Genomic DNA, 24,293 nt, shown 5'->3' with positions numbered 1-24,293 from the left:
AGCGCCCTGCCGGAGGTCACGAGCAGGGCGGACGGTAGGGCAGGTCGTCGAAGTAGCGCCGCCACTCGGCCCGGGTGAGCGGCATCCCGGCGGCCTCGCAGACGCGCGCGGCCACCGACTCCGGTCGCAGGTCCCACAGCCGCAGGTCGTGCCCGGCGGCCGAGACGAGGGTGTGGTCGTCGGCGTACAGGACGGTCCCGAGGTCGCGGTGGGACAGCTCGGCGATCGGCCGGCGGGAGCGCAGGTCCCACAGGCGGGTGGTGCGGGAGGCGTCCGTGGTGGCCAGGGCGGCGCCGTCGGGGCTGAACCCGGCGATCAGGACGGTGTCGCCGTGCCCGCGCAGGACCGCCGGACGGGGGGCGCGGCCCGGGTCGGCGATCCGCCAGACGCGCGCGGTCCGGTCGTGGCCGGTGCTGACCAGCACGTCGCCCTTCGGGCCGAAGCGCACGCCGGCCACCGCGTCGGCGTGCTCCTCGTGGTGGGCGACCTGGTCGAGGGCGTGGCGGCGCACGTCCCACAGCCGTACGCCGCGGTCGGCGCCGCCGCTGGCCAGCAGGCCGCCGCCGGGACTGAAGTCGAGCGCGCCGACGTCGCCGAAGCCGTCGCGGGCGGCCAGGCGGCGGGGCGGGCCGGTGACGTCCCAGAGCAGCAGCCGGCCGCCGTGGTCGCCGGTGGCCAGGACGCGTCCGTCGGGGCTGAGCGCGGCGACCGCGAGGCCGCGCACCGGCAGCCGGGCGTGCCGGGCCGGGCGGTAGGGGTCGCGGATGTCCCACACGGTCACGGCCACGCCGCGCTCGACGGTGGCCAGGCGGCGGCCGTCGCCGCTCAGCGCCGGACCGGCGGCTGCTGGAACGTTCCAGCGCGACAGCAGCACGCGGTGGCGGGGGTCGCGGACGTCCCACAGCGCGCCGCCGCGCGGGCCGGTCGTGGCCATGAGCGTCCGGTCCCGGCTCAGGACCAGCCCGGTCACCGGGTCGGGCACGCGGACCGGATGACGCCACTGGTAGAACGCGCCGGCCGCCGAACCGGTGGCCAGGGCCTGGCCGTCGGCGGTGAAGGCGAGGCCGAGCACGCGGTCGGGGTGCGGGAACGAGGTGACCTCCGCGCGGGTGTCCACGCTCCACAGCCGGACCGCGCGGTCGTCGCCGGCGGCGGCCAGGACGGTGCCGTCCGGGCTGAAGGCCAGGGCGCCGGCGGGGTCGCCGTACCGGACGGGCCGGGCGCAGCGGCGGGCGCGCAGGGGGCAGAGCCAGGTGCCGCGGCCGGGCGCCGACCAGGCCAGCGCGCCGCCGTCGGGGCTGATCGCGAGCGCGGCGGGGCCGTCCTGGAGGCCGGTCGCGATCGTGTCCGCGGGGGCGGCGGGCCGCGCCGGGTCCCACAGGCGCACGCTGCCGTCGTCGTGGCCGGTGACCACCGTGTCGTCGCCGACGGCGAAGCGGGTGACCTGGGCGGAGGCGCGTACCGGGGGCAGGGCGACCGGGCGGCCGGCGAGCCGCCAGCGCCGGACGCCGTGCGCGGCGGCGGCGAGCACCGTGCGGCCGTCCGGCGTGAACGCCGCCGTCGCCGCGCCGGGCAGGGCGGCGACGTGCCGGGGGCGGGCGGGGTCCACGACGTTCCACACCTCGACCCCCTGCCCGGTGGCCGCCAGCAGGACGCGGTCCCCCCCGGACGGCCGGAAGGCGAGCGCGCCGACCGGCCCGGCGGCGCGCGGCAGGGTGGCCAGCGGGGTGCGGCGGCGCGAGTCGGTGGCGTCCCACAGCTCGACCACGCCGTTGTCGGCGCCGGTCGCGAGCAGGGCGTGGTCCTGGCTGTAGGCGATGGCCCGCAGCCGGTCGCCGGCCGAGCGCAGGCGGGTGGCGTACGGCTCTGCGGTGTCGAGCAGCGTGCCGCGGGTGCCCGGGGTGTCGGCCAGGCCCTGGGCGGCCACCGCCACCTGCATCGCCAGCGCCGGGTCCGTGGCCCGCAGCGCCCGCGCCTGGACGGCGGCCCGCTCGGCGAGCGCGGTGACGCGGGCGGCGCTCGCCCGGCCGCTCTTCTGCCACGCCAGCCCCGCGCCCGCCCCGGCGACCACCACGAGCACCACCAGCGCCACGACCAGCCCCCGCACCCTCCGCCCGACCGGACACCCCTTGGCGCCCACGCCGGAGCCGGACGAGCGGTCCACGGCCCTTCCGCCAGAGGAGGGAGCCGCCGGCTCGGGGTCAAGGACCGGCCCAGCGGGCTCCTCCCGGTCGGAGGAGGGCAGCGCGGGGCCCGGGGTGAGGGGTGGTGCGGTGGCGTGCCGGTAGGCGGCGTGGGTGAGGGTGTCGCCGTCGCGGCGGTGCCAGGTGGCGCGCATCGCCTGGGACAGGCGGGGCAGCGCGTCGGCCGCCGCCGGGGCGTCGTCGCGGACGCCCAGGTCGTGCAGGATCGTCTCGGCCAGCCCCGGCTCCAGGGACAGCCCGGCCACCCGGGCCGGTTCGATGATCGCGCGGCGCAGCTCGTCGCCGGTCATCGGCCCGAGCGGCAGCGACCGCACCCGCAGCGCCTCGACCAGCGGCGGAAACCCCAGGCACCGCTCGTAACAGCCGGCCCGCATCCCGATCACCACCGGCAGCCCGCCCGCCGCGAGCGCGCACAGCTCCTCGACGTACGCCGTGCGCCCGGACCCCGCCCGAGCCGTGAACAGCTCCTCGAACCGGTCGACCACCAGCAGCGCGCACTCCTCCACCGGCCGCCCCCCGCCCCGGACCGGCGAGCCGGGCGTACGCCACAACACCCCGGCGCGAGCCCGCTCCGTCGCCCCCGCGGGCGAGCCCGCCAGGATGGCCGGCACCAGCCCGGCGGCCAGCACCGACGTCTTGCCCGCCCCCGCCGCCCCGGACAGCACCACGGGGTGGGCGGCGCGCGGCTCCCCGAGCAGCGCCACCAGCTCGGACACGACCCGCTCGCGCCCGAAGAACCACCTGGCGTCCCCGGTCGTGAACGGACCCGGCGGCCAGGGGCACGGATCCCGCGCGCACCGGTCCCGCTCGCTCCCCAGCCCCGCGCCGAACCCGTCGTCCATCCCGCTCCCGTCACTCAGCGAAGTCGATCGGGGACTCAGGGTACGCGGGCCCGCCAGGCGGCGTACGCCGGTCGGGAAGGCGGCATCGCCCGGTCCGGCGCGAAGCCGGGGACGGTCAGCGCTTGCGGCCGACGCCCGCGCAGTAGACGGCCTCGCGGTCGGCGTACAGCGTCTCGGGGACGGGACGCCAGCGCGGCAGCGGCACGACGCCCGGCTCCAGCAGCTCCAGCCCGTCGAAGAAGCTCGTGACCTCCTCAAGGCTGCGCAGCGTCATGGGCGCCCCGCCGCTCTCGTTCCAGTGGCGGACGCCCTCTTCGAGCTGCCTGCCGACCACGCCGTGGGAGATGGCCAGGTGGCTGCCCGGGGCCATCGGCTCCAGCAGCTCGGCGATGATCGAACGAGCCTGGCCGGTGTCGGGGAGGAAGTCCACGACGCCGAGCAGGGTCAGCCCGATCGGCCGGTCGAAGTCGAGGTACTCGGCGGCGGCGGCCAGGATCTTGCCGGGCTCGCGCAGGTCGGCGTCGACGAAGGCGGTCGTCCCCGCGGGCGCGGCCCGCAGCAGCGCCCGCGCGTGGGCCAGGACCATGGGGTCGTTGTCGACGTACACGACGTGACTGTCCGGGGCCACCGCCTGGGCGACCTGGTGGGTGTTGTCCGCCGTGGGGATGCCGGTGCCGATGTCCAGGAACTGCCGGATGCCCGCCTCCCCGGCCATGTACCGCACCGCGCGGCCGAGGAACTCCCTGTTCGTACGGGCCAGCACCGGCAGGTCGGGCACGGCGGCGAGGATCTGCTCGCTCACCATCCGGTCGATCTCGTAGTTGTCCTTGCCGCCCAGCCACAGGTCGTAGATACGGGCGGGGCTCGGAACATCGGTGTTCAGCGAACGATCGCTCATCGCGACGCCTTCCGGACGAAAGGGGCTACGGGGGAGATCGTAGCCCCAAGATCCCTCCCACGGGCCACGTCCGGCCTCCCGGGCCTAGGCTTCCGGGGATGATCCACTTACCTCCCGCCCGAGCCAGGGCCGACGTGCACGTCACCTGTCACCAGATCGTGGTCGGCGAGCCGGGCCGCGACCATCCGGGAACCGTCCCCAACGGACTGACCGCCTCGGCCCCCGGCGCCGCCGTGATCCGGACGGGCATCCACACCGGCGTCGTGGACGTGACCGTACGGCTGGCCGGGACCGCCCCGCCCCTCGACGCCGAGGGCTGGGACGAGACCGAGGAGGTGGAGCTCGTCACCTTCACCGGCGAGGTGCGCCTGTCCGGCATGATGCACTCCCCGCCGGACGCCCTGCCCCTCCTGACACCCCAGGGGCCGGGCCGGTACGGCATGCGCGTGCAGGCCCGCGGCCGGGACCTCGACCCCGCCGCGGTGCCGGAGGTGCCGTTCGAGTTCTACCTGGTGACCGTCTGGCCGGTGGAGACCGGGCCGGAGGCGGCGGCCAGGCTCGGCGTCGGGGTCGCCGAGGAACTGGGGCTGCCCGGCAAGTCGGCCGAGATCCGGCGGTGGGCGCGCGAGCACAACGATCCGCAGTCCGAGCGCGGCCGCCGGTCGCGGGGCGGGGACGAGCGGCCCGCGCTGCCGCCTCCGGTACGGGACACGGTGGGGACCGCCGACCACCGGATCCGGATCGTCAACCCCTTCCAGGACACCGCGGTCCCGCCGCCGCTGCCGGACGGGCTGGTCGCCGCCGCCCCCGACTCGCTGCTCATCCGTACGGACAAGCGCGCCGGACGCGTCGGCCTGCACGTGAACTGGCAGGACGGCCCGCCCGTGGCGGCGGCGCGGGGCTGGGAGGAGAGCGAGGAGGTCGAGTTCGTCACCACCACCGGCGTGATGCGCGTCCAGGGCGTCGCCGACGAACCGATCGACCTGACGCCCCAGGGCGCCGGGCGGTACGGCCTGCGCGTCCACGGCCGCCGCCGGGACCGGTCGGCGCCGTCGAACCAGCCGTCGGAGGCGTACCTGCTGGTCGTGTGGCCCATCGCCCTGGGGGCGGCCGCGGCCCGGTGAGGCGGGGGCTCAGAGCAGGCGGCGCTGGACGGCGTCGGCGATGGCCGTGGTGACGATCCACTCGACGACGGCGGCGTCGGGCGGGTCGTCCTCGCGGCCGGCGAACAGCAGGTGGGCGCTGCCGATCAGGGTGAGCGCCAGGGCCTCGACGTCGGCGTCGACCGCGATGCGGCCCATCTCGCGCTCGGCGGCGAGGTAGGCGGCGATCATGGTCGTGGCCTCGCCGAGGAGCGGGAGGCCGGACGACCCGGCCTGGCGCAGGCGGGCGCGCAGGCCGTCGCGGGAGATGACGAGGCCGACGACGGCCACGGCGACCGAGCCGAACAGCTCCAGCAGCGCGAGGGTGAGGTTCCCCGCGACGGTGCCGGTGCCCGCGCTCGCCCGCAGGGCGGCGGACTGGGCCTCGACGCGGCGGATGCGGTCGGTCACCAGCTCGGCGAGGAAGGCGTCGAAGTCGGCGAAGTGGCGGTGGAGCACGCCCTTGGCGCAGCCCGCCTCGGTGGTGACCGCGCGGCTGGTCAGGGCGTTGGGTCCGTCGCGGAGCAGGATGCGCTCGGCGGCGTCGAAGAGCTGTTCGCGCACGTCGCGGAGGGCAATGCCGGTGGGCACCGGGCCGGTCTCCTTCCTGGGCGAATCACGTTCAGCGTAGACGAGTGGGCGCGCGCCCATTAGAGTGGGCGCATGCCCACTCAAGAGAACGAGCCGCACCTGCACCGGCGGATGGCCGAGTCCTTCGGCGCCGACGCCGACCGCTACGACCGCACCCGCCCCCGCTACCCCGACGAGATGGTGGCCCGGATCGCCGCGGCGAGCCCCGGCCCCGACGTGCTCGACGTCGGCATCGGCACCGGCATCGCGGCCCGCCAGTTCCAGGCGATCGGCTGCCGGGTGTCCGGCGTGGACGTGGACCCGCGCATGGCCGACCTGGCCCGGCGCGACGGCATCGAGGTGGACGTGGCCGCCTTCGAGTCCTGGGACCCGGCCGGGCGCACGTTCGACGCGGTCGTCGCCGGCCAGACCTGGCACTGGATCGACCCGGTCGCGGGCGCGGCCAAGGCGGCCCGGGTGCTGCGGCCCGCAGGCAGGCTGGCGCTGTTCTGGAACGTCTTCCAGACGCCGGACGCCCTGGCCGGCGCCTTCGCCGAGGTCTACCGCCGGGTGCTGCCCGACCTGCCGGCGCTCGGCCAGGCCGGCCCCGCCGTGGGCATGTACACGTCGCTGCTCGACAAGATCGTCGACGGCGTCCGGGCCGCGGGCGCGTTCGGCGAGCCCGAGCGGTGGGACTTCGCGTGGGAGCGCGGCTACACCCGTGACGAGTGGCTGGCGCAGGTGCCCACGCACGGCCCGGTCACCGGGTTGCCGCCGGAGCGGCGCGAGGAGCTGCTGGCCGGCATCGGGGCCGCGATCGACGCGGTGGGCGGCGCCTTCACCGTCCACTACGACGTCCTGGTGCTCACCGCCGCGCGGCGGGCTGAGTAGCCGTTACTCATGCGGTCATGGGAACGCGCGCGGACGATCCTCCTCAGAGCGACACTCCAGGAGGAACCACCGTGAGCGTCACACATGGCATGAGAACCGGGCGGAAAGGGCCGGCGCGGTGGCGCGGGCGGCTCTCGTTCGCCGCGATCGGCGTGCTGGTCGCCGCCTTGATCCCGGCGCTGGCGACGCCGGCGTCGGCGGCGGCCCCCGGCTTCTCGCTGACCTTCTCCATCGACTATCTCCGCCAGATCGAGGACCCGGACAGCGGAGGCGTCGGCGACGGCGACTACTACCCGAAGGTCAAGATCGCCGACGGCCCGCTCGAAACGGGCCCGCGCATCGAGGACGACGAGTTCGAGCCCCTCGGCCTGCCCGAGGCCCCCAACGGCTGGGTCTTCACCAAGTCCGACCTGCCCGGCGACCAGCCGACCGTGAACATCACCGTCGCCCTCTGGGACTACGACGGCGGCCTCAACACCAACGACGACCGCATGGACATCAGCCCCCAGAACGACGACCTCGACCTCGACCTCGTCTACGACGTGCGCTCGGGCACCCTGTCGGGCGACGGCGTCCAGTTCGGCACGCCGTGCGTCGACTCGCAAGGGCGGCAGAAGGGCCAGACGTGCGCCGAGGGCGACGGCGACCACGGCTTCCCCAGGGACAACGACGGCAGGAAGACCAGGATCGGCTTCACCGTCTCCACCGTGATGCCCGACACCGACCACGACGGCATCCCCGACCTCGTCGAGCTGTCCGGGATCCGCGACCGGAACGGCGCGGTCATCGCCGACCTCCCGGCGCTCGGCGCGGACCCGTGCCGCAAGACGATCGTGCTGCAGGCCGACTACATGGCCGACGCCAGGCACTCCCACCGCCCCAAGCCGGACGCGATCACCCTGGTCAAGAACGCCTTCGACGCCGCGCCGGTCAAGGCGGAGAACCCGTGCCCGTACCCCGGGACGCACCGGGACGGCGTCGACTTCGTCTACCTCCAGGGCACGCAACTGCCCGAACAGGCCGACATGGGCCTGGCCGACGACAGCGACTTCCGCGACGCGCGCGCCGCCGACTTCCCCGCCGAACTGGCCCGGTACGCGCACTACGCGATCTTCGCCCACGACCTCGTCGTCACCACCGCGACCGGCAGCTCGCCGTCGCCGGGCACGTCGGGGCAGTGCTGCGAGCCCACCAGGGACAACAACAAGGACTTCATCGTCACCTTCGGCTCGTGGCGGACGATGTGCGTGGCCGACTTCGGCGTGGACTACGGCGGCGACGGGCGGCTCCAGACCACCCCGGCGGGCGACGACGTGGTGATCGGCACCCAGATCCACGTGGGCCCGGACCGTACGTGCGACACCACCAGCGCGGACCCGACCGACCGGCAGGTGCTCACCGTCGGCACCGGCCGGGACGACGCCGAGGTCGGCACCGTCCAGGACCAGGCCGGGACCATCATGCACGAGCTCGGGCACGCCCTGGGCCTGCGGCACGGCGGCGACGTCAACGACCAGTGGAAGCCGAACTACCTCAGCGTCATGAACTACTTCTTCCAGTCGGGCATCCCCACGGGCCCGCCGCCGCTGCTGGTCAACCAGCTCAGGGACTGGAAGATCGGCGCGATCCGGGTCGGCTACTCCAGCGGCCGCCTGCCGCCGCTCGCCGAGGGCACGCTGAACGAGTCCGCCGGCATCGGCGACGGCACCGACCACACCTTCTGGTGGACCGACAACCTCGCCAACCCGACCAGCACGTTCCGGCCGCTGCGCTCGGCCGCCGGCAACGCGCCGATCAACTGGAACGACAACACCGCCCCCGGCACCGGCGCCCCGCTCATCGACACCGGGACGGTCAACGTGGACCTCAACGCCAGCGGCGGCAGCACGACCCTGCGCGACCACGACGACTGGGCGGCCGTCAAGTACCGGGCCGCGCAGTCGCCCGACGCCAAGGGCTCGGCCTGCAGCAGCTTCCCCGTGTCCGCGCCCACGTGCAGCGGCTCGGGCGCCGAGCCGCCGGAGAAGGAGCTCGACTTCACCACCGCCGTACGGCAGGAGATGTCCTTCTTCAACCTCTACGACCCCGACATCGTCACCGCCAAGAGCGTGGACAAGCGCGACGCCGAACCCGGCGACACCCTCACCTACCAGGTGAAGCTGGACAACGTCGGCACCGGCCCGGCGGCCAACGTCGGCGTGACCGACACCCCGCCCACCGGCCCGGCCCAGGCCCGCCAGGTTCCCTACCTGGGCGCCGGACGGTCCGCGACCGAGACGTTCACGTACACGGTGCCGTGCGACACGGCCGACGCGGCCGTCCTGACCAACACGGCCACCGCCACCGCGACGGACACCGCGGGCGGCCCCGAGGCCGAGACGGGCAACAACACCGCCAAGGCCGCCACCACCGTGCACGCGCCGCGGCTCACCCTGACCAAGACCGCCCCGGCCACGGTGAACGCCGGGGAGGCGATGACCGTGGGGCTGCGGGCGGCCAACGTCGGCAGCGGCGGGGCCACCGGCGTCGTCCTCACCGACACGCTGCCCAAGGAGGTCTACTACAGCAGCGCGCTCGACCGCGGCACCGGCCCCCGGCCCGGCACGGTCACCCGCAACCCGGACGGCACCACCACCCTGACCTGGACGCTCGGCCCCCTCGCCCCCGGCGCGGACGTGTCCGTGGGGTTCACGGCCCGGCCCGGCCTGCTGTTCACCAAGGGCGCCGAGCTGCCCGACACGGCGGCCGCCGCGTACCGGAACGCCAACGGCTGCGTCTACGAGCCGGCCACGGCGTCCGCCACGACGACCGTCACCGAGGTCGCCCCGACCCGCGACCCGCGCTCGCACGGCTACTGGAAGACGCACCAGGAGGCGCGCACGGCCGAGTTCCTGGCCCGCGTCCAGGCCACCGACCAGCGCTTCGACAGCCAGGGGGACGGCGAGCTGGGCGACGCCGAGGCCCTCGCCACGCTGTCGGCCGGCGGCCCGCAGCCGGGGCCGGCCCGGTTCCAGCTCCTGGCCACGCTGCTCGACCTGGCGGCCCGGCAGGTCAACGCGAGCACCCGGCTCGACTCGCCGCTCGTGCGGCGGCTCGGGGTGCGCACGGTCGGCGAGGCGGTCAGGTACGCCTTCGCCACCCTCGCCCTGCCGCCCGGCGGCGCGGCGGCCGGGCGCTGGTCCGACACGACCTCGATGCTCGACGAGATAGTGAACAACCGGAGCGAGGTCTACTGACCCCGCCATGAGGGCCCCGCCATGAGGACCCCGCCATGAGGGCCCCGCCATGAGGACGTCGCGGCCGGCTCAGGCCGGTTGCGGCGTCCGCGGCTCGGCCGTGGCAGGGGCGTACAGGCCGAGGCGGCGCAGGGCGGGCGCGGTCATCATGGTGGTGATCAGGGCCATCAGCACGAGCACCGTGAACGTGCCGGGCGCGATCAGTCCCATGCCGAGCCCGGTGCTGAGCACGACGATCTCGGTGACGCCGCGGGCGTTCATGAGCACGCCGAGCCCGAGCGCGAGGCGCCCCGGCATGCCGCCCGCCCAGGCGATCACCCCGGCCGCGCCCAGCTTGCCGACGACGGCGGCCACCAGCAGCACCGCCCCGCCCAGCAGCACCACCGGATGGCCGAACGCCAGGTGCACGTCGGTGCGCAGCCCGATCGAGGCGAAGAACACCGGCAGCAGCATCGCGCGGTTGAGCGAGCCGAGACGTTCGGGCACCGCGCCGAGCACGGGGGCGTCGCGCGGGAAGGCGACCCCGGCCAGCAGGGCGCCGAAGATGGCGTGCACGCCGATGGCGTCGGTCGCCGCCGCCAGGGCGAAGATCAGGCCCAGGACCAGGGCGAGCGCGGCCGGAGCGGGCAGCCGGCGGGCGGCGTGCCGGGCCGCGAGGGCGGCGAGCGCGGGGCGTACGACGAGGGTCACGGCGAACACCAGGGCGGCGGCCAGCCCCAGCGAGGTCAGCACGCCCGCGGGGGAGCCGGCGTGCGCGAGGGCGATCACCGCGGCCAGCGCGCACCAGGCGAGCACGTCGGCCAGCCCCGCGCACAGGATCGCCAGCGAGCCCAGCCGGGTGGCGGTCAGCCCGGCCTCCTGGAGGATCCTGGCCAGCACGGGGAACGCGGTGACGCTCAACGCCGTCCCGGCGAACAGGACGAACGCCGTGCCCGACGCCGACGGCCCGGCCAGCGCATCGGCGAACGGCACCGCCGCGACCGCTCCCAGGGCGAACGGCACGGCCGTCATCGCCAGCGCGGCCACCCCCACGACCACGCGCTGCCGGCCGAGTGCGGCCGGGTCGAACTCCCGCCCCACCGTGAACATGAAGACCGCCAGCCCGGCCTGGGCCAGCAGTTCGAGCTGCGGCGCGACCCAGCCGGGCAGGATCAGCGCGGACACCCCCGGCGCCAGCGAGCCCAGCGCGGACGGCCCGAGCAGCAGCCCGGCCACCATCTGCCCCACCACGGACGGCTGGCCGGCCCGGCGCGCCAGGACGCCGCCCAGCGAGGCCAGCCCGCCGATGACCGCCACGGCGAGGAACAGCCGCAGGATCGCCTGGGCGGGCGGCACCCCGGCGTGCGCGGCCGGCGCCGCCGGATGCCCCGGCTGCTGCGCGCCGGGCCCGAACACCAGCGACATCGACACGCCCGCCACGGCGATCAGCAGCAGCGCGACCGCCAGGCCCCGGGCCGGGGCGGGCAGCAGGGCCTGTTCGGTGTCGTCGAGCGGGTCGTGTCCGCGCATGGTCGCACCTTCCTGCGTACTCCGCGATGGGCTCCCGGCCCCGCGCCGGCTCAGTCGGCGGCAGGGAGCGGCCGGGCCGCCCGCCGGCCGATCAGCAGCAGGGCGCCGACGGCGGCGACGATGCCGACGGCGATGACGGGGATCAGCGCCTGATAGTCGAGCTCGCTCGCCACCAGGCCGAACAGCGGGGGACCGAGCAGGGAGCCGAGGCTGCCGGCCTGGGCGATGACGCCGTTGCCGACGTCGGCGTGGTCGAGGCGCTCAAGGACGAGGGGGAGCGCGGCGAAGACGAGGGCGCCGAGGAAGCCGTTCTCCATGGAGATGACGCCCGCGCCGGTGAGCGCGCCGCCGGCGGAGCCGCCGGCGTACAGGATCCAGGCGGCCGGCACGACGAGGAAGCCGGACAGGGCCAGCACGCCGACCCGTACGCCCCTGCGCAGCAGCACGCCCACCGCCAGCCCGCCGGCCACGCCGAGCAGCGAGATCACCGAGGTGAGCGCGCCCGCGGCGGCGGCCGAGCGGCCGTACTGCTCGATGAGCAGCGTGGGCAGCAGCACGATCACCGGGATGGTCACCAGCGCGGTCAGGCAGAAGGCCGCGGCCAGCACGCCCGGCCAGGCCAGCGCCCGCGCCCGGGGCACCGGGCCGGCGGCCTGCGCCGCGCCGCCGCGCGGCAGCCGCGCCCACGTCACCGCGGCGACCAGCAGCGTCAGCCCGGCGATCAGGCCGGTCCAGCCGCGCCAGCCCAGCGCGTCGCCGGCCGCGCCGCCGGCCAGCGTGCTGGCCCCCAGCCCGACCGGGACGAACGTCGCCCAGACCGACAGGGCGGTGCCCCGGTCGCGCTCGTGGGCCAGGCGCAGGATCAGCGCCGGGCAGGAGATGGTGACCAGGACGTAGCCGACGCCCTCGACGCCGCGGGCGACCAGCAGCCAGGCGAAGTCGTTCGCCGCCATGCTCGCCGCGCCCGCCGCCGCGATCAGGACGAGCCCAGTGACCAGCGACCGCCCGGTGCCGAAGCGGCGGACGAGATAGCCCGCCGGCAGGCCGACCGCGGCCCCGACGCCGACCACCGCCGAGATCACCCAGCCCAGCTCCGACAGCGACAGCCCGAGCTGGGCCGCCATCGCCGGCCCGACCGAGGAGAACTTGCCGAGGCTCATCGCGCCGACCACCCCGCCGACGTAGACGAGGAGGATCGTCAGCCAGGGGGAGCGCCGCGGGGACGCCTCCGTGATCTCTGCCGCCGACCGGGGGTCCATGAGTCTCCTTCGCACTGCGCTTCGCGGGCCGGGGTTCCCACGTCCGATCTTCGCCATGCCGGCGGCGCCGATCAACCCGCTTCCCCCGTGGCGAAGATGCCGATGCCCGACTCCGTGACGTTGACCGCCCCGGCCGACAGCAGCGCGTCGATCGTCTCGGGCACCTCCCGCCTGGGCAGGACGCCCTGGAGCACGACCATGGTCCCGTCCGCGAGGTCGGCGCCCGCGCGCCACGACTGGCCCGGCATCGCGGGCGCCACCTCGGCCAGCCGGTCGGCGGGGGCGCGCACGGTCAGCAGCACGTGGGCCGGGCCCACCCAGGCGGCGCGCAGCAGCAGGGCGACGTTCCTGATCACGCCGCGCCTGGCCGGGTCGGCGTAGGCGGCCGGGTTGGCGACGAGCTGCGCGCCGCAGGTCCGGACGGTCTCGATGACGCGCAGGTCGTTCTGGCGCAGCGAGTGGCCGGTCTCCACGACGTCCATCATGGCGTCGGCCAGCTCGGGGATCTTGGCCTCGGTCGCGCCGTAGGACACGACCACCTCGGCCCGCCGTCCCGCCTCGCGGAAGAAGCGGCGGCCGATGTTCGGGTACTCGGTGGCCACCCTGACCCCGTCGTCGAGGTCGGCGGCGCTGCGGGCGGGATGGCCGGACGGCACCGCGAGCACCAGCCGCCACGGCCGCTCGGTGTTCCTGGAGTAGTCGAACGACTCCACCACCTCGACCTCGGCCCCGGTCTCCTCCACCCAGTCGGCGCCGGTGAGCCCGAGGTCGAAGGTGCCGTCCCCGACGACCAGGGGGATCTCGCGCGGCTTGTAGAAGGCCACGTGCGACACGCCGGAGTGGTCCACCGTGCCGCGGTAGGAGCGGTCCGAGCGCCGCCGTACGGGCAGCCCCGCGGTCGCGAACAGCTCCAGGGCCCGCCGCTCCAGCGAGCCCTTCGGCAGGGCGAGCGAGATCATGGTTCCTCCTGACGGGAGCGGCGGGCGCGGCGGGGGCGCGGGGGTCACACGTGCAGCAGCCGGTCGATGCCGACGACGGGCGGCTCGGGCAGGCACGACGGCCGCACCTCGATCTCGCCCACCACGAGGTCGTCCGGCCAGGAGTCGACGATGGTGGCCACGCAGCGGGCCACCGACCGGGTGCTCATCTTGTGCGGCGAGCCGTCGCCGTCGAGGTTGGCGATGGCGCCCGGCGAGACCAGGCAGGCGCGCACCCCGTTGCGGCGCTCTTCCAGCAGCAGCGTCTCGACCAGCGCCTTCAGCCCGGCCTTGGTGGCGCTGTAGGCGGCCCCGCCCTCGAAGTACCGCGTGCCGGCGTGGCTGCCCATGGCGACGAACATCCCGCCGGCGGCCCGCAACGCCGGCAGGACGGCTTTGAGCAGGTGGAAGCAGGCGCTCAGGTTGATCGCGACCAGCCGCTCCCAGTCCTGGGCGCGCAGGTCGGCGATCGGGTCGAGCACCCGGTCCACCGCGTTGGACACGCAGACGTCGAGCCGGCCGGCCGCGCCGAGCACCTGGGCGGTCGCCTCCGCGATCTGCGCCGGGTCCGCCAGGTCGCACCTGTGCTCGCCGAGCCAGTCCTCGCCCGCGAGCGAGCGGTTCAGGGAGAAGACGCGGTAGCCGCGCTCGCGCAGCTCCTCGGCGATGGCCCGCCCGCTGCCCCGGTTGCTGCCGGTGACCAGCGCGGCCCGTGTCTCATGTGATGACATCGAGGACGCGGCTCCACTGGTTCACGATCTCCTCGCCCGCCACGCCGTCCCGGAACAGGTCCTTGTCCAGCGGGGAGCCGTCCTGGTGGCGCAGGCGCATGCAGTCCTGGGAGATCTCGGAGATGACGGTCAGGCCGCCGTCGGCGGTCTGTCCGAAGATGAGGCAGAAGTCCCACACCTCCAGCGGGCGCAGCCAGGACCGCAGCACGTCGTTGACCGCGAGGGACAGCTCGCGCATCTCCTCCACCGGCAGGCCGAGCGCCCGCAGGTAGTCCTCGCCGATCGGCTGGTCCTCGGGGTCGGTCCGGTAGTCGAACTTCACGACCGGGCGCGGCAGCGGGGCGCCGTCCTCGAACAGGCCGGGGTACTTGCGGGTGGTCGATCCGGTGGCCCGGTTCTTCACGATCACCTCGAACGGCGGCGCCGGGCAGTAGTCGGCCACGTACGAGTCGGCCGAGACCCGTTCCCGGAACGCGCACGGCACGCCGGCGTCGGCCAGCCGGGCCGCCGCCCTTTCGTAGAAATCGAGCCGGAGCGGCCCGGTGCGCTCGACGATTTCATCGCGGTGGTACGTGAAACTGCGCAGGCTGGGGATTATCTGCACCAGGCACCGCCCGTCGGGCAGCAGCCACAGACGCTTACTGCGCCCGACGATATCCGGCTCTCCCCGGCCGGCCGGAGTTCCCGGATCTGATCCGTTATCCACGTGGCCTCCATCCGCCGACAATGGCCCACACAACTTGATATTGCGGGCACCTCGCTGTCAAGGCGGCGTGACCCTGGAAAAAGGAGCACTTGACGCGGCTCTCGCGGTCTTGATATGTCGTCCGCCCTCGCCGGGAGCACTGGAAGAAAGAGTACTTGACGGGTCCCGGCGGCCGGACGGTACTGTCTTCAGAAATTGAAATTCCGATCTTAATTAGAATCCCAATGGGGGGAGGATCGTTGTCGGAATATGAGCGCATAGCTCACTCGAAGATCACGCGTAAGTTCAGGTCCGCGGGGCAGCAGCTCTTGTTCTCGCGGGGGCGGCGGGGCGAGGTGTCCGACGCGAACGGCGTACCGTACATCGATTTCGTCATGGGTTATGGCCCAGTGATAATCGGTCACGCGGACGCCCAGTTCAACGAAATTCTCTGCGGTTATCTCGGCAACGGAGTCATGCTGCCGGGCTACACCACGTTCCACCAGGAATACCTCGACCGGCTGCTCGGCGAGCGGCCCGGCGACCGCGGCGCGTTCTTCAAGACCGCCTCCGAGGCGGTCACCGCCGCCTTCCGGCTGGCCGCGATGCGCACGGGCCGGCTCGGCATCATCCGCAGCGGCTACGTCGGCTGGCACGACTCCCAGATCGCCGACTCGCTCAAGTGGCACGAGCCGCTGCACTCCCCGCTGCGGGAGAAGCTGCGCTACACCGACGGCATGCGCGGCGTCGGCGAGTCCGAGCCGGTGGCCAACTGGGTGGACCTGCGCCTGGAATCCCTCGCCGAGCTGCTGGAACGGCACCGCGGCCGGCTGGGCTGCTTCGTCTTCGACGCCTACCTGGCCTCCTTCACCACGGCCGACGTGCTGCGCCAGGCCGTCGCCATGTGCCGCGAGGCCGGCCTGCTCACCGTCTTCGACGAGACCAAGACCGGCGGCCGGATCTCGGCCCTCGGCTACGACCACGACAACGCCCTCGGCTCCGACCTGATCGTGATCGGCAAGGCGCTGGCCAACGGCGCCCCGCTGAGCATCCTGGCCGGCGACGCCGACCTGCTCGCGCTGGCCGAGAAGGCCCGGCTGAGCGGCACGTTCTCCAAGGAGATGATCGCCGTCTACGCGGCGCTGGCCACCCGCGACATCCTGGAGAAGCCCGTCGGCGACTCGCCGGACGGCTGGACCGAGCTCGGCCGGATCGGCACGCAGGTGGCCGCCGCCTTCACCGCGGCCGCGGCGGACGCCGGGGTCGAGGCCCTGGTGGGCGCCCGTCCGGTGCTCGGCGGCGGCATGTTCGAGCTCGTCTACCACGACGTGGGGCTGCTGGGCGACAAGGAGCGTCGCGAGGCGCTGCTGGCCGAGCTGGCCGGGGTCGGCATCCTGCTGCTCGAAGGGCACCCGTCCTTCGTGTGCCTGGCCCACCGCGACATCGACTGGGGCGACCTGCGCGACCGGGTGCGGCAGGCTTTCGAGGCGTGGAGCGCGCCCGCGGGGGCCGGCCGTGGCTGACCTCCTGCGCCTCGCCCTGGTCGGCTGCGGCCGGCAGATGCAGCAGAACCTGTTCCCGTTCCTGCAACGCATCCGCGGCCACCAGGTCGTGGCCTGCGTCGACCCCGACCTGTCGCTGGCCGCCGACGTGCAGTCGCTGGCCGGCGGCGCGACCTGCGTCTCCTCGGTGGACGAGCTCGACCTGGAGATGGTGGACGCCGCCGTGCTGGCCGTCCCGCCGGAGCCGTCGTACCTGCTGGTCCGGCAGCTCGCCGAGCGCGGGGTGGACTGCTTCGTCGAGAAGCCGGCCGGGCCGTCCACGCCCGCCCTCCAGGACCTGGAGCACGTGGTGCGCCGCAGCGGGCGGCACGTCCAGGTGGGCTTCAACTTCCGCTACGCCGAGACCCTGCAGCGGCTGCACGAGCTGAGCGAGGGGATCCGGGCCACGCCGTGCTCGGTGACCATCGACTTCTACAGCCGCCACCCGTCCGCCCCGCAGTGGGGGGTGGACACCACCCTGGAGGCGTGGATCCGGCACAACGGGGTGCACGCCCTCGACCTGGCCCGCTGGTTCGTCCCGTCGCCGGTCGTCCAGGTGGACGCGCACGCCATCGCCAGCGACGCCGACCGCTTCCAGATCAACCTGTTCCTGCGGCACCACGACGGCTCGCTGTCCACGCTCCGCATGGGCAACCACGTCAAGCGGTTCATGGTGGGCGTCACCGTCCAGGGCATGGACGGCAGCCGGTACAGCGCGCCGTCGCTGGAACGGGTGACGCTCGAACTGTCCGACGGCGTGCCGTACGGCCAGGAGCTGCACGCCACCCGCAACCTGGACCACGGGTGGGGGCGCAGCGGCTTCGGGCCCGAGTTGCAGGCGTTCGTGGACGCCTGCGCGCAGCGGTCGGCCGAGCCCCAGACGGGCGGCCGTCCTCCGGTCAAGGGAGTGCCGTCGGTCTCCGACGCGCTGGCCGCCTCCGCCCTGTGCGACCGGGTGATGGCCGAGCTCAACACCGCCGCGACGAACGGCTTCGGCCTGCTGACCGGGTCCGTCCGGGCCTCGGCCTAGGCCGGGCCGCCGACGAGGAGGGGGAGGAATGACCGAGCGGGCGCGACCGGCCGCGGGCGGGCGGCCGGTCGCGTCGCGGGATCCGTCCGGGTCGCCTGATCCGGCCGCCGCACGGGATCCGGCCGGGTCGCGGGGGGTGGGCCGGTGGATCGCGGGTCACCTGCGCCGGCACCGGCCGTCGCTGCTGCTGTTCACCGTGGCCGCCGCGGCCGCGAGCCTGTGCTCGACGCTCGTCCCCGTCCAGATCGGCGCGGCGTTCGCCGAGGCCACCGGCCCCCGCCACGACCTCGGCGCGGTCGGGGTGGCGGCGCTGGCGGCCGCGCTGCTGGCGGTCGGCCGGTTCGTCGCCGACCTGCTGTCGAACGGCTCGATGGAGGTCGTCGCCCAGCGCGTCAAGCGGGACGTGCGCGACGAGCTGTACCGCAGCCTGCTGACCAAGCGCATGGCCTTCCACGACCAGCAGCGCATCGGCGACATCCTGGCCCGCGCCATCAACGACGCCAGGCTCGTCGACTACATGCTCAGCCCCGGGGCCGCCACCGCCGCCAACGGCGTGCTGGCCCTGCTGGTGCCGATCCTGTTCATCGCCTCGCTGGACCCGCGGCTGCTGCTGGCCCCCGGCGTGCTGGTGCTGGTGTTCGCCTACGCGCTGCGCTACCACCTGCGCCGGCTCTACCCGCTGGTCATGCGCACCCGCGAGACCTTCGCCGACCTCAACGAACGCTTCTCCACCACGCTGTCGGGCATCGCCACCGTCAAGGCCGCCACGCAGGAGGACTTCGAGCGGCACGCCCTGAGATCGGCCGCCGCCGCCTACCGGGACGCCTTCGTCCGGCGCGGCCGGGCGCAGGCGGTCTACCTGCCCGCGCTGAGCTTCGCCCTGGCCATGGTGACCGGCTCCCTGCACTCCCTCTACCTCTACTCGCAGGGCGAGCTGGCGCTGTCCCAGGTGGTGACCTACCTCGGCTGGCTGCTGCTGTTCGCGCAGCCCGTCACCATGTCCGAGCAGGCCGTGCCGGTCATCCAGGAGGGCTTCGCGGCCGCCGCGCGCATGCGGCAGATCATCGACGGCGCCCCCGGCGAGCGCGAGGACACCCGCGGCACCACGGCCGCCGTCGAGGGCACGATCACCTTCGACCGGGTGTCGCTGCGCCACGAGGGCCGCGACATCCTGCGCGAGGTCTCCTTCCACCTGCCCGCGGGCCGCACCCTGGCCGTCGTCGGCCCCACCGGCAGCGGCAAGAGCATGCTGATCAAACTCGTCAACCGCATGTACGACGCCACCGAGGGCCGGGTGCTGATCGACGGCCGTGACGTGCGCGAGTGGGAGCCGGGCGCGCTGCGCCGCCAGATCGGCCACGTGGACCAGGAGATCTTCCTGTTCTCCAAGAGCGTGCTGGACAACATCGCCTTCGGCGCCCCGCACGCCGCCGGGTACGAGGACGTCCTGCGCGTCGCCAAGCAGGCGTGCGCGGACGAGTTCGTCCAAGGGATGGCCGACGGCTACGCCACCGTGCTCAACGAGGGCGGCACGACGCTGTCCGGCGGGCAGCGGCAGCGGCTGGCCATCGCCAGGGCCCTGCTGACCGAGCCGCGCATCCTCACCCTCGACGACGCGACCAGCGCCGTGGACGCCCGCACCGAATCGGCGATCACCGAGGCGATCGAGCGCGCGACGGCGGGCCGCACGACGGTGCTGGTCTCGCACCGCCCCGGTCAGATCCGCCGCGCCGACCTCATCCTGCTGCTGGACGGCGGCCGGGTCGTCGACCAGGGCTCGCACGACGAACTGATGGCGCGCTGCGCGCTCTACCGGGAGATCTACAGTGGCTGACGCCCAGGATCGGCGGCGCCCGTGAGCGACCTGTTCGCGGGCCTGCACGCCGACGCCTACGACCGCGTGTACGGCAACCGCCGCCTGCTGGCCCGCATCCTGCGGCAGTTGCGCGCCCACCGCGCCGGCATGATCGGCTCGGCCCTGCTCGTCGCGGGCTCGGTGCTGCTGACCGCCTCCGTGCCGATCGTCGTCTCCCGCCTGATCGACCAGGCCGGCGGCGGCAGCGGCCCCGGCCTGCTGCTGTGCCTGTTCGTGGTGGCGGCGGCGGTGCTGGCCTGGGCGATGAACTGGGCCCGCCAGGCGATCACCGCGCGGCTGGTGGGCGGCATGGTCTACCGGCTGCAGTGCGAGGCCGCCGACGCCGCCCTGGCCAAGGACGTCGCCTTCTACGACGAGAACTCGGTCGGCAAGGTGCTCAGCCGGGTCACCGGCGACACCGAGGGCTTCGGCTCGGTGCTCACCCTCACCCTGAACCTGATCAGCCAGCTCTTCCTGGTGGTGCTGCTCGGCGGCGTGGTGTTCTGGATCGACCCCGGCCTCGGCCTGGTCATCCTGGCGGCGCTGCCGTTCCTGCTGGGCACCGCCCTGGCCTTCCGCCGGGTGGCCCGCACGGCGGCGGCGGCCACGCGGCGGGTGATGGCCAAGGTCAACGCCAACGTGCACGAGACCATGCTCGGCATCGCGGTCGCCAAGAGCTTCGGCCGCGAGCGGGCCGTCCACGACGACTTCGACGACGTCAACCGGCTGTCGTACCGGGTCTACGTCCGGCAGGGCCTCATCTACGCGGTCATCCTGCCGGTCCTGACGCTGCTGGCGGGCCTCGCCACGGCGGTCGTGCTGTACCAGGGCGGGCGGTTCGCGGCGATCGGCAGGCTGTCGGCGGGCGAGTGGTACTTCGCCCTCCAGGCGCTCGGCATGCTCTGGCAGCCGGTCACCCAGGCCGCCTCGTTCTGGAGCCTGTTCCAGCAGGGGCTGGCCGCCGCCGAGCGGGTGTTCGCGCTGATCGACAGCGACCACGCCGTCGTCCAGAGCGGCAACGAGCCGGTGACCGCGCTGACCGGCGCGATCGAGGCGCGCGGCCTGCACTTCCGGTACGGCTCGGGCGCCGCCGTGTTCCGCGACTTCGACGTGCGCCTCGCGGCCCGCGAGACGGTCGCGGTCGTCGGGCACACCGGCGGCGGCAAGTCCACGCTGGCCAAGCTGATCGCCCGCGCCTACGACTTCCAGGGCGGCGAGCTGCTGGTGGACGGCCGCGACATCCGCACCCTGGACCTGCGGGCCTACCGGCGGCGGGTGGGGGTCGTCCCGCAGCACCCGTTCATCTTCGCCGGCACGCTCGCCGAGAACATCGCCTACGGCCGCCCCGGCGCCGGCCGCGACGACGTCGTACGGGCCGTCGAGCGGATCGGCCGCCGCGTGTGGGACCGCAGCATGCCGATGTCCCTGGACGACCGCCTGGCCGCCGGCGGGCAGGGCGTGTCGGTCGGGCAGCGGCAGCTCATCGCCCTGGCCAGGATGTTCGTCCGCGAGCCGGACATCCTGCTGCTGGACGAGCCGACCGCCAGCGTCGATCCGCTGACCGAACGCGGCATCCAGGACGCGCTGGCCCGGCTGTGCGCGGGACGCACGGTCGTGGTGATCGCCCACCGGCTGTCCACCATCCGGCGCGCCGACCGCGTCCTCGTCCTGCACGGCGGCGAGATCGCCGAGCAGGGCCGCTTCGACGAGCTGCTGCGCCGCGACGGCCCGTTCGCGGCGCTCTACGCCACCTACTACGCGCACCAGGAGACCGCATGACCTGCGCCCCCCATCCGGCGGAGTTCGAGCCGATCCAGCGGGAGGCGTCCGCCACGGGCGTGCGCTGCGTGGTCGGCGCCGTGCTGATCAACCCGCTCGGCGAGGTGTTCCTGCAACGGCGGGCGGCCCACGTGCGGCTCTTCCCCGGCTGCTGGGACATCGTCGGCGGGCACGTCGAGCGGGGCGAGACGCTGTGCGCGGCGCTGGCCAGGGAGATCGAGGAGGAGACCGGCTGGCGGCTGCTGCGGGTGGGCGGCCTGGTGGACGTCTTCGACTGGACCGGCGGCGACGGCGGCCTGCGGCGCGAGATCGACGTGCTGGCCACGGTCGAGGGCGACCTGACCAGGCCCGCGATCGAGCAGGACAAGTTCGACGAGGCCCGCTGGCTGGACGGCGACGCCCTGCGCCGCCTGGCCGCCGAGTCGCCCGGCTCGGGCATGGTCGAGCTGGCCCTGCGCGCGCTGGCCATGCGGCCGGTCTAGAGCTCCGGTTTGCGTACCGCGTCCAGGGCCTGGCGCAGGGTGAAGCGGCCGGCGTACAGCGCCTTGCCCACGACGACGCCCTCGACGCCCAGCGGGGTCAGGGAGGAGACGGCGCGCAGGTCGTCCAGGCTGGCGATGCCGCCGGAGGCCACGACGGGCCGGCCGGTGGCGGCGCAGACGTCGCGCAGCAGCTTCAGGTTGGGGCCGCCCAGGGTGCCGTCCCTGGCGATGTCGGTGACGACGTACCGGGCGCAGCCGGCCGCGTCGAGGCGGGCCAGGGTGTCGTACAGCTCGCCGGCGTCGCGGGTCCAGCCGTGGCTGCGCACGGTGGTGCCCCAGACGTCCAGCTCGACGGCCACCCGGTCGCCGTGCCGGGCGATGACCTCGGCCACCCACGCCGGACGTTCCAGCGCGCCGGTGCCGAGCACCACCCGGCCGCAGCCGGTGGCCAGCGCCGCCGCCAGGCTCGCGTCGTCGCGCACGCCGCCGCACAGCTCGACCGGGATGTCCAGGGCGCCGACGACCTCGGCGATCCGCGCCCGGTTCGAGCCGGTGCCGAAGGCGGCGTCCAGGTCCACCAGGTGCACCCAGTCGGCGCCCGCGTCCTGCCAGCCCAGCGCCGCGTCGAGCGGGTCGCCGTACCAGGTCTCGGATCCGGACTCGCCGCGCAGCAGGCGGACGGCCCGGCCGCCGCGCACGTCGACGGCGGGCAGGAGGGTCAGGCATGTGGACACTCGTCGTTTCCTCTCCCGTGAACCCCCCTTTTCCATCATCGCGAACACTGGTCAGGAATCGAAGTCAACCTTCGGCCACCACCATGGTTCACTTGCCGCCGCCCGGCCGGACGGGGACGCTTGCCGGTGCGCGCCGCACGCCGAGTCGCCGGGGGCCGGTCCCCCTGTTCCGAGGAGGACTGCATGGTCTCGCTCGCGCTGCCCAAGGGCACGTTCCTGGAGCGTCCCGTCCTCGACCTGTTCGCCGCGGCCGGGCTGGAGGTGCGCCGGCCGTCCGAGCGCAGCTACCGGGCGGGCATCGCCTACGACGGCGGCATCGAGGTGGCCTTCCACAAGCCGCGCGAGATCCCGCTCGCCGTGGAGAGAGGCGTCTTCGACTTCGGCGTGACCGGCGCCGACTGGATCGAGGAGACCGGCGCGAAGGTCGAGCTGGTCGAGGAGAGCCGGTGCGTGCCGCCCTGGCGGCTGGTGCTCGCCGTCCCCTCCGGGCATCCGGCCGTGGACGCCGCCGGGCTGCCCGCCGGGGCCCGGATCGCGACCGGGTTCCCGAAGATCTCCCGGCAGTTCTTCCAGAGCGTGCCGCTGCCCGTCAGGATCGTCCCGTCGTTCGGGGCCACGGAGGCCAAGGTCCCCGAGCTGGCCGACGCCGTCGTCGAGACCGACGGCCCCGGCTCCGCCCTCGACGAGCACGACCTGCGGGTCGTCGCCACGTTGCGCACCTGCTCCCCGCAGGTCGTCGCGAGCCCCGCCGCCTGGCGGGACGCCCGCAGGCGCGCCGCGATCCAGCGGGTCGCGCGGCTGCTGACCTCGGTCGACGGGGGAGCGGCCCACGTGCTGCTGACCGTGCGCACCACCACGCGCGACCTGCCGCGGGTGGCCGGGTCGATGCCGGAGCGGTCCTGGCGGGCCGGCACCGGCCTGACCGGGAGCCTGGTGGTCGTGCAGGGGCTGGCGGCCCGGCGCGGCCTGGCCGAGACCATCGGCGGCATCCTGGCCGCCGGGGCGCTCGACGTCATCGAGTCGCGCGTCGGGAAGGACGTCACGCCGTGAGCCGCCGGATGATCGTGTGCGACCTCGACGGGACGCTCCTGGACTCCCGCGGCCAGGTCTCCGAGCGCACCAGGACCGCCGTGCGCCGCGCCCGCGCCGCCGGGCACGTGTTCGTCATCGCGACCGCGCGGCCGGTCCGCGACACCCGTCCGGTGGCCGCGGCCCTGGACCACGCGGCCGTCGCCGTCTGCGGGAACGGCTCGATCACCTTCGACTTCGGCAGCGAGGAGGTGGTCGACTACCGCCCGCTGGACCGGCAGCCGCTCGCCGCGACGCTGGCGCTGCTGCGCGACCGGTTCCCCGGCGTGCGCCTGGGCGCCGAGTGCCGCCTCGAACTGCTCCTGGAGGACGCCTTCCACCTGCCCGAGCCGCTGGCCCGCGACGCGCGCCGGGTGCCCCGCCTGGAGCACGAGATCGACCGGCACGACGTCGGCAAGCTCATGGTCCAGCTCGAAGGCGCCGCCCGCCAGTACTACGAGACCGTGCGCGGACTGCTGACCGGCTGCGAGGTGACCATCTCGGCCGACGTGTTCTGCGAGGTCATGCGATCCGGCGTGACCAAGGCCGCGGCCCTGGAGTCGATGGCGTCCCGGCTCGGGCTGGGCAGCGCCGACGTGATCGCCTTCGGCGACATGCCGAACGACATCCCCATGCTGACCTGGGCCGGAACCGCGGTGGCGGTGGCCAACGCCCATCCCGCCGTGCTCGGCGCGGTGGGCGAGGTGACCGCCTCCAACGACGACGACGGGGTGGCCGCGTGGCTCGAACGGCACGCCACGGCCGATTTCTCAGAGAAGTATTGACGCTTGTCTGACGAGTATTCATGATGGTCGCTGGAGCCGGGAACGCACCGGCCAGGATCGGCCTGCGGAGGCAGG

At 74.5% G+C, this 24,293-nt stretch carries 19 protein-coding genes; 10 read left to right on the top strand and 9 right to left on the bottom strand.

Annotation, left to right across the window (positions count from 1 at the left end; translation table 11 throughout):
• Nucleotides 1-16 precede the first annotated feature (16 nt).
• On the bottom strand, nt 17-3,046 hold the full coding sequence (locus ACIBQ8_RS18965; RefSeq protein ID WP_397192565.1) for a hypothetical protein: 3,030 nt from the start codon (nt 3,044-3,046) through the stop codon (nt 17-19).
• 115 nt (nt 3,047-3,161) lie between these two features.
• Nucleotides 3,162-3,944, bottom strand: a complete 783-nt coding sequence (locus ACIBQ8_RS18960; protein WP_397169996.1) for an SAM-dependent methyltransferase — start codon at nt 3,942-3,944, stop codon at nt 3,162-3,164.
• 98 nt (nt 3,945-4,042) lie between these two features.
• Between ACIBQ8_RS18960 and ACIBQ8_RS18955 the strand changes: the two genes are divergently transcribed.
• Complete coding sequence (locus ACIBQ8_RS18955) at nt 4,043-5,068, top strand: hypothetical protein (protein WP_397192564.1); 1,026 nt, start codon at nt 4,043-4,045, stop codon at nt 5,066-5,068.
• Nucleotides 5,069-5,077: 9 nt separating this feature from the next.
• Here the strand turns inward: ACIBQ8_RS18955 and ACIBQ8_RS18950 are convergent, their stop codons facing one another.
• Complete coding sequence (locus ACIBQ8_RS18950; RefSeq protein WP_397169993.1) at nt 5,078-5,677, bottom strand: TetR/AcrR family transcriptional regulator; 600 nt, start codon at nt 5,675-5,677, stop codon at nt 5,078-5,080.
• 72 nt (nt 5,678-5,749) lie between these two features.
• Between ACIBQ8_RS18950 and ACIBQ8_RS18945 the strand changes: the two genes are divergently transcribed.
• Both ACIBQ8_RS18945 and ACIBQ8_RS18940 read left to right on the top strand, forming a co-directional pair.
• Complete coding sequence (locus ACIBQ8_RS18945) at nt 5,750-6,547, top strand: class I SAM-dependent methyltransferase (protein ID WP_397192563.1); 798 nt, start codon at nt 5,750-5,752, stop codon at nt 6,545-6,547.
• Between the two features lie 71 nt (nt 6,548-6,618).
• Nucleotides 6,619-9,783 (top strand): hypothetical protein, encoded by a 3,165-nt coding sequence (locus ACIBQ8_RS18940; protein ID WP_397192562.1) that lies wholly within the window; start codon nt 6,619-6,621, stop codon nt 9,781-9,783.
• A gap of 69 nt (nt 9,784-9,852) precedes the next feature.
• Here the strand turns inward: ACIBQ8_RS18940 and ACIBQ8_RS18935 are convergent, their stop codons facing one another.
• The 5 genes from ACIBQ8_RS18935 to ACIBQ8_RS18915 all read right to left on the bottom strand — a co-directional run bounded on the left by ACIBQ8_RS18935 (nt 9,853) and on the right by ACIBQ8_RS18915 (nt 14,965).
• Entirely contained in the window at nt 9,853-11,292 is a 1,440-nt protein-coding gene (locus ACIBQ8_RS18935; RefSeq protein ID WP_397169988.1) for a cation:proton antiporter, read from the bottom strand.
• Nucleotides 11,293-11,342: 50 nt separating this feature from the next.
• Nucleotides 11,343-12,551, bottom strand: a complete 1,209-nt coding sequence (locus ACIBQ8_RS18930) for a CynX/NimT family MFS transporter (protein ID WP_397169986.1) — start codon at nt 12,549-12,551, stop codon at nt 11,343-11,345.
• Between the two features lie 71 nt (nt 12,552-12,622).
• The gene (gene hisG / locus ACIBQ8_RS18925) at nt 12,623-13,510 is read right to left on the bottom strand and encodes an ATP phosphoribosyltransferase (RefSeq protein ID WP_397169984.1); all 888 of its coding nucleotides are present in this window, start codon (nt 13,508-13,510) and stop codon (nt 12,623-12,625) included.
• Nucleotides 13,511-13,554: 44 nt separating this feature from the next.
• Nucleotides 13,555-14,259 (bottom strand): SDR family oxidoreductase, encoded by a 705-nt coding sequence (locus tag ACIBQ8_RS18920; RefSeq protein ID WP_397169982.1) that lies wholly within the window; start codon nt 14,257-14,259, stop codon nt 13,555-13,557.
• Nucleotides 14,246-14,965, bottom strand: coding sequence for a phosphoribosylaminoimidazolesuccinocarboxamide synthase (locus ACIBQ8_RS18915; protein ID WP_397169980.1), 720 nt, complete (start codon nt 14,963-14,965; stop codon nt 14,246-14,248). The genes ACIBQ8_RS18920 and ACIBQ8_RS18915 overlap by 14 nt, the downstream gene beginning before the upstream one ends.
• A 224-nt stretch (nt 14,966-15,189) precedes the next feature.
• Here ACIBQ8_RS18915 and ACIBQ8_RS18910 point away from each other — a divergent pair, with 224 nt between their 5' ends.
• Genes ACIBQ8_RS18910 through ACIBQ8_RS18890 form a run of 5 tightly spaced genes read left to right on the top strand, consistent with a single transcriptional unit; the run spans nt 15,190 to nt 21,631 of the window.
• Nucleotides 15,190-16,467 (top strand): aminotransferase class III-fold pyridoxal phosphate-dependent enzyme, encoded by a 1,278-nt coding sequence (locus ACIBQ8_RS18910; protein WP_397169978.1) that lies wholly within the window; start codon nt 15,190-15,192, stop codon nt 16,465-16,467.
• Entirely contained in the window at nt 16,460-17,515 is a 1,056-nt protein-coding gene (locus ACIBQ8_RS18905) for a Gfo/Idh/MocA family protein (RefSeq protein WP_397169976.1), read from the top strand. The genes ACIBQ8_RS18910 and ACIBQ8_RS18905 overlap by 8 nt, the downstream gene beginning before the upstream one ends.
• Before the next feature lie 28 nt (nt 17,516-17,543).
• Nucleotides 17,544-19,349, top strand: coding sequence for an ABC transporter ATP-binding protein (locus tag ACIBQ8_RS18900; protein WP_397192561.1), 1,806 nt, complete (start codon nt 17,544-17,546; stop codon nt 19,347-19,349).
• Nucleotides 19,350-19,370: 21 nt separating this feature from the next.
• Entirely contained in the window at nt 19,371-21,149 is a 1,779-nt protein-coding gene (locus tag ACIBQ8_RS18895) for an ABC transporter ATP-binding protein (RefSeq protein WP_397169973.1), read from the top strand.
• Nucleotides 21,146-21,631 carry an NUDIX domain-containing protein gene (locus ACIBQ8_RS18890; protein ID WP_397169971.1) on the top strand — a complete coding sequence of 162 codons (486 nt, stop codon included), beginning with the start codon at nt 21,146-21,148 and terminating at the stop codon, nt 21,629-21,631. Before ACIBQ8_RS18895 ends, ACIBQ8_RS18890 begins: the two co-directional genes overlap by 4 nt.
• Here the strand turns inward: ACIBQ8_RS18890 and priA are convergent.
• Entirely contained in the window at nt 21,628-22,365 is a 738-nt protein-coding gene (gene priA, locus ACIBQ8_RS18885; protein WP_397169969.1) for a bifunctional 1-(5-phosphoribosyl)-5-((5-phosphoribosylamino)methylideneamino)imidazole-4-carboxamide isomerase/phosphoribosylanthranilate isomerase PriA, read from the bottom strand. The two genes, ACIBQ8_RS18890 and priA, sit on opposite strands and share 4 nt — an antisense overlap.
• A gap of 183 nt (nt 22,366-22,548) precedes the next feature.
• On the opposite strand from priA, the gene hisG (ACIBQ8_RS18880) reads away from it, so the two are divergent.
• Entirely contained in the window at nt 22,549-23,415 is an 867-nt protein-coding gene (gene hisG / locus ACIBQ8_RS18880) for an ATP phosphoribosyltransferase (protein ID WP_397192560.1), read from the top strand.
• A complete protein-coding gene (locus ACIBQ8_RS18875) occupies nt 23,412-24,218 on the top strand; it encodes an HAD family hydrolase (protein WP_397169966.1) in 807 nt (268 codons plus the stop codon). The genes hisG (ACIBQ8_RS18880) and ACIBQ8_RS18875 overlap by 4 nt, the downstream gene beginning before the upstream one ends.
• The last annotated feature ends 75 nt before the right edge of the window (nt 24,219-24,293 follow it).

It is taken from the genome of Nonomuraea sp. NPDC049646 (assembly GCF_044465525.1).
Lineage (GTDB): Bacteria > Actinomycetota > Actinomycetes > Streptosporangiales > Streptosporangiaceae > Nonomuraea.
This window is presented reverse-complemented; position numbering and strand designations above follow the sequence as displayed.

Coding starts and splice junctions, on each gene's coding strand:
- ACIBQ8_RS18935 (WP_397169988.1), bottom strand. CDS start 11,292: ATGCGCGGACACGACCCGCTCGACGACACCGAACAGGCCCTGCTGCCC.
- hisG (WP_397192560.1), top strand. CDS start 22,549: ATGGTCTCGCTCGCGCTGCCCAAGGGCACGTTCCTGGAGCGTCCCGTC.
- ACIBQ8_RS18920 (WP_397169982.1), bottom strand. CDS start 14,259: ATGTCATCACATGAGACACGGGCCGCGCTGGTCACCGGCAGCAACCGG.
- ACIBQ8_RS18910 (WP_397169978.1), top strand. CDS start 15,190: ATGGGGGGAGGATCGTTGTCGGAATATGAGCGCATAGCTCACTCGAAG.
- ACIBQ8_RS18930 (WP_397169986.1), bottom strand. CDS start 12,551: ATGGACCCCCGGTCGGCGGCAGAGATCACGGAGGCGTCCCCGCGGCGC.
- ACIBQ8_RS18900 (WP_397192561.1), top strand. CDS start 17,544: ATGACCGAGCGGGCGCGACCGGCCGCGGGCGGGCGGCCGGTCGCGTCG.
- ACIBQ8_RS18945 (WP_397192563.1), top strand. CDS start 5,750: ATGCCCACTCAAGAGAACGAGCCGCACCTGCACCGGCGGATGGCCGAG.
- ACIBQ8_RS18890 (WP_397169971.1), top strand. CDS start 21,146: ATGACCTGCGCCCCCCATCCGGCGGAGTTCGAGCCGATCCAGCGGGAG.
- ACIBQ8_RS18965 (WP_397192565.1), bottom strand. CDS start 3,046: ATGGACGACGGGTTCGGCGCGGGGCTGGGGAGCGAGCGGGACCGGTGC.
- hisG (WP_397169984.1), bottom strand. CDS start 13,510: ATGATCTCGCTCGCCCTGCCGAAGGGCTCGCTGGAGCGGCGGGCCCTG.
- ACIBQ8_RS18955 (WP_397192564.1), top strand. CDS start 4,043: ATGATCCACTTACCTCCCGCCCGAGCCAGGGCCGACGTGCACGTCACC.
- ACIBQ8_RS18960 (WP_397169996.1), bottom strand. CDS start 3,944: ATGAGCGATCGTTCGCTGAACACCGATGTTCCGAGCCCCGCCCGTATC.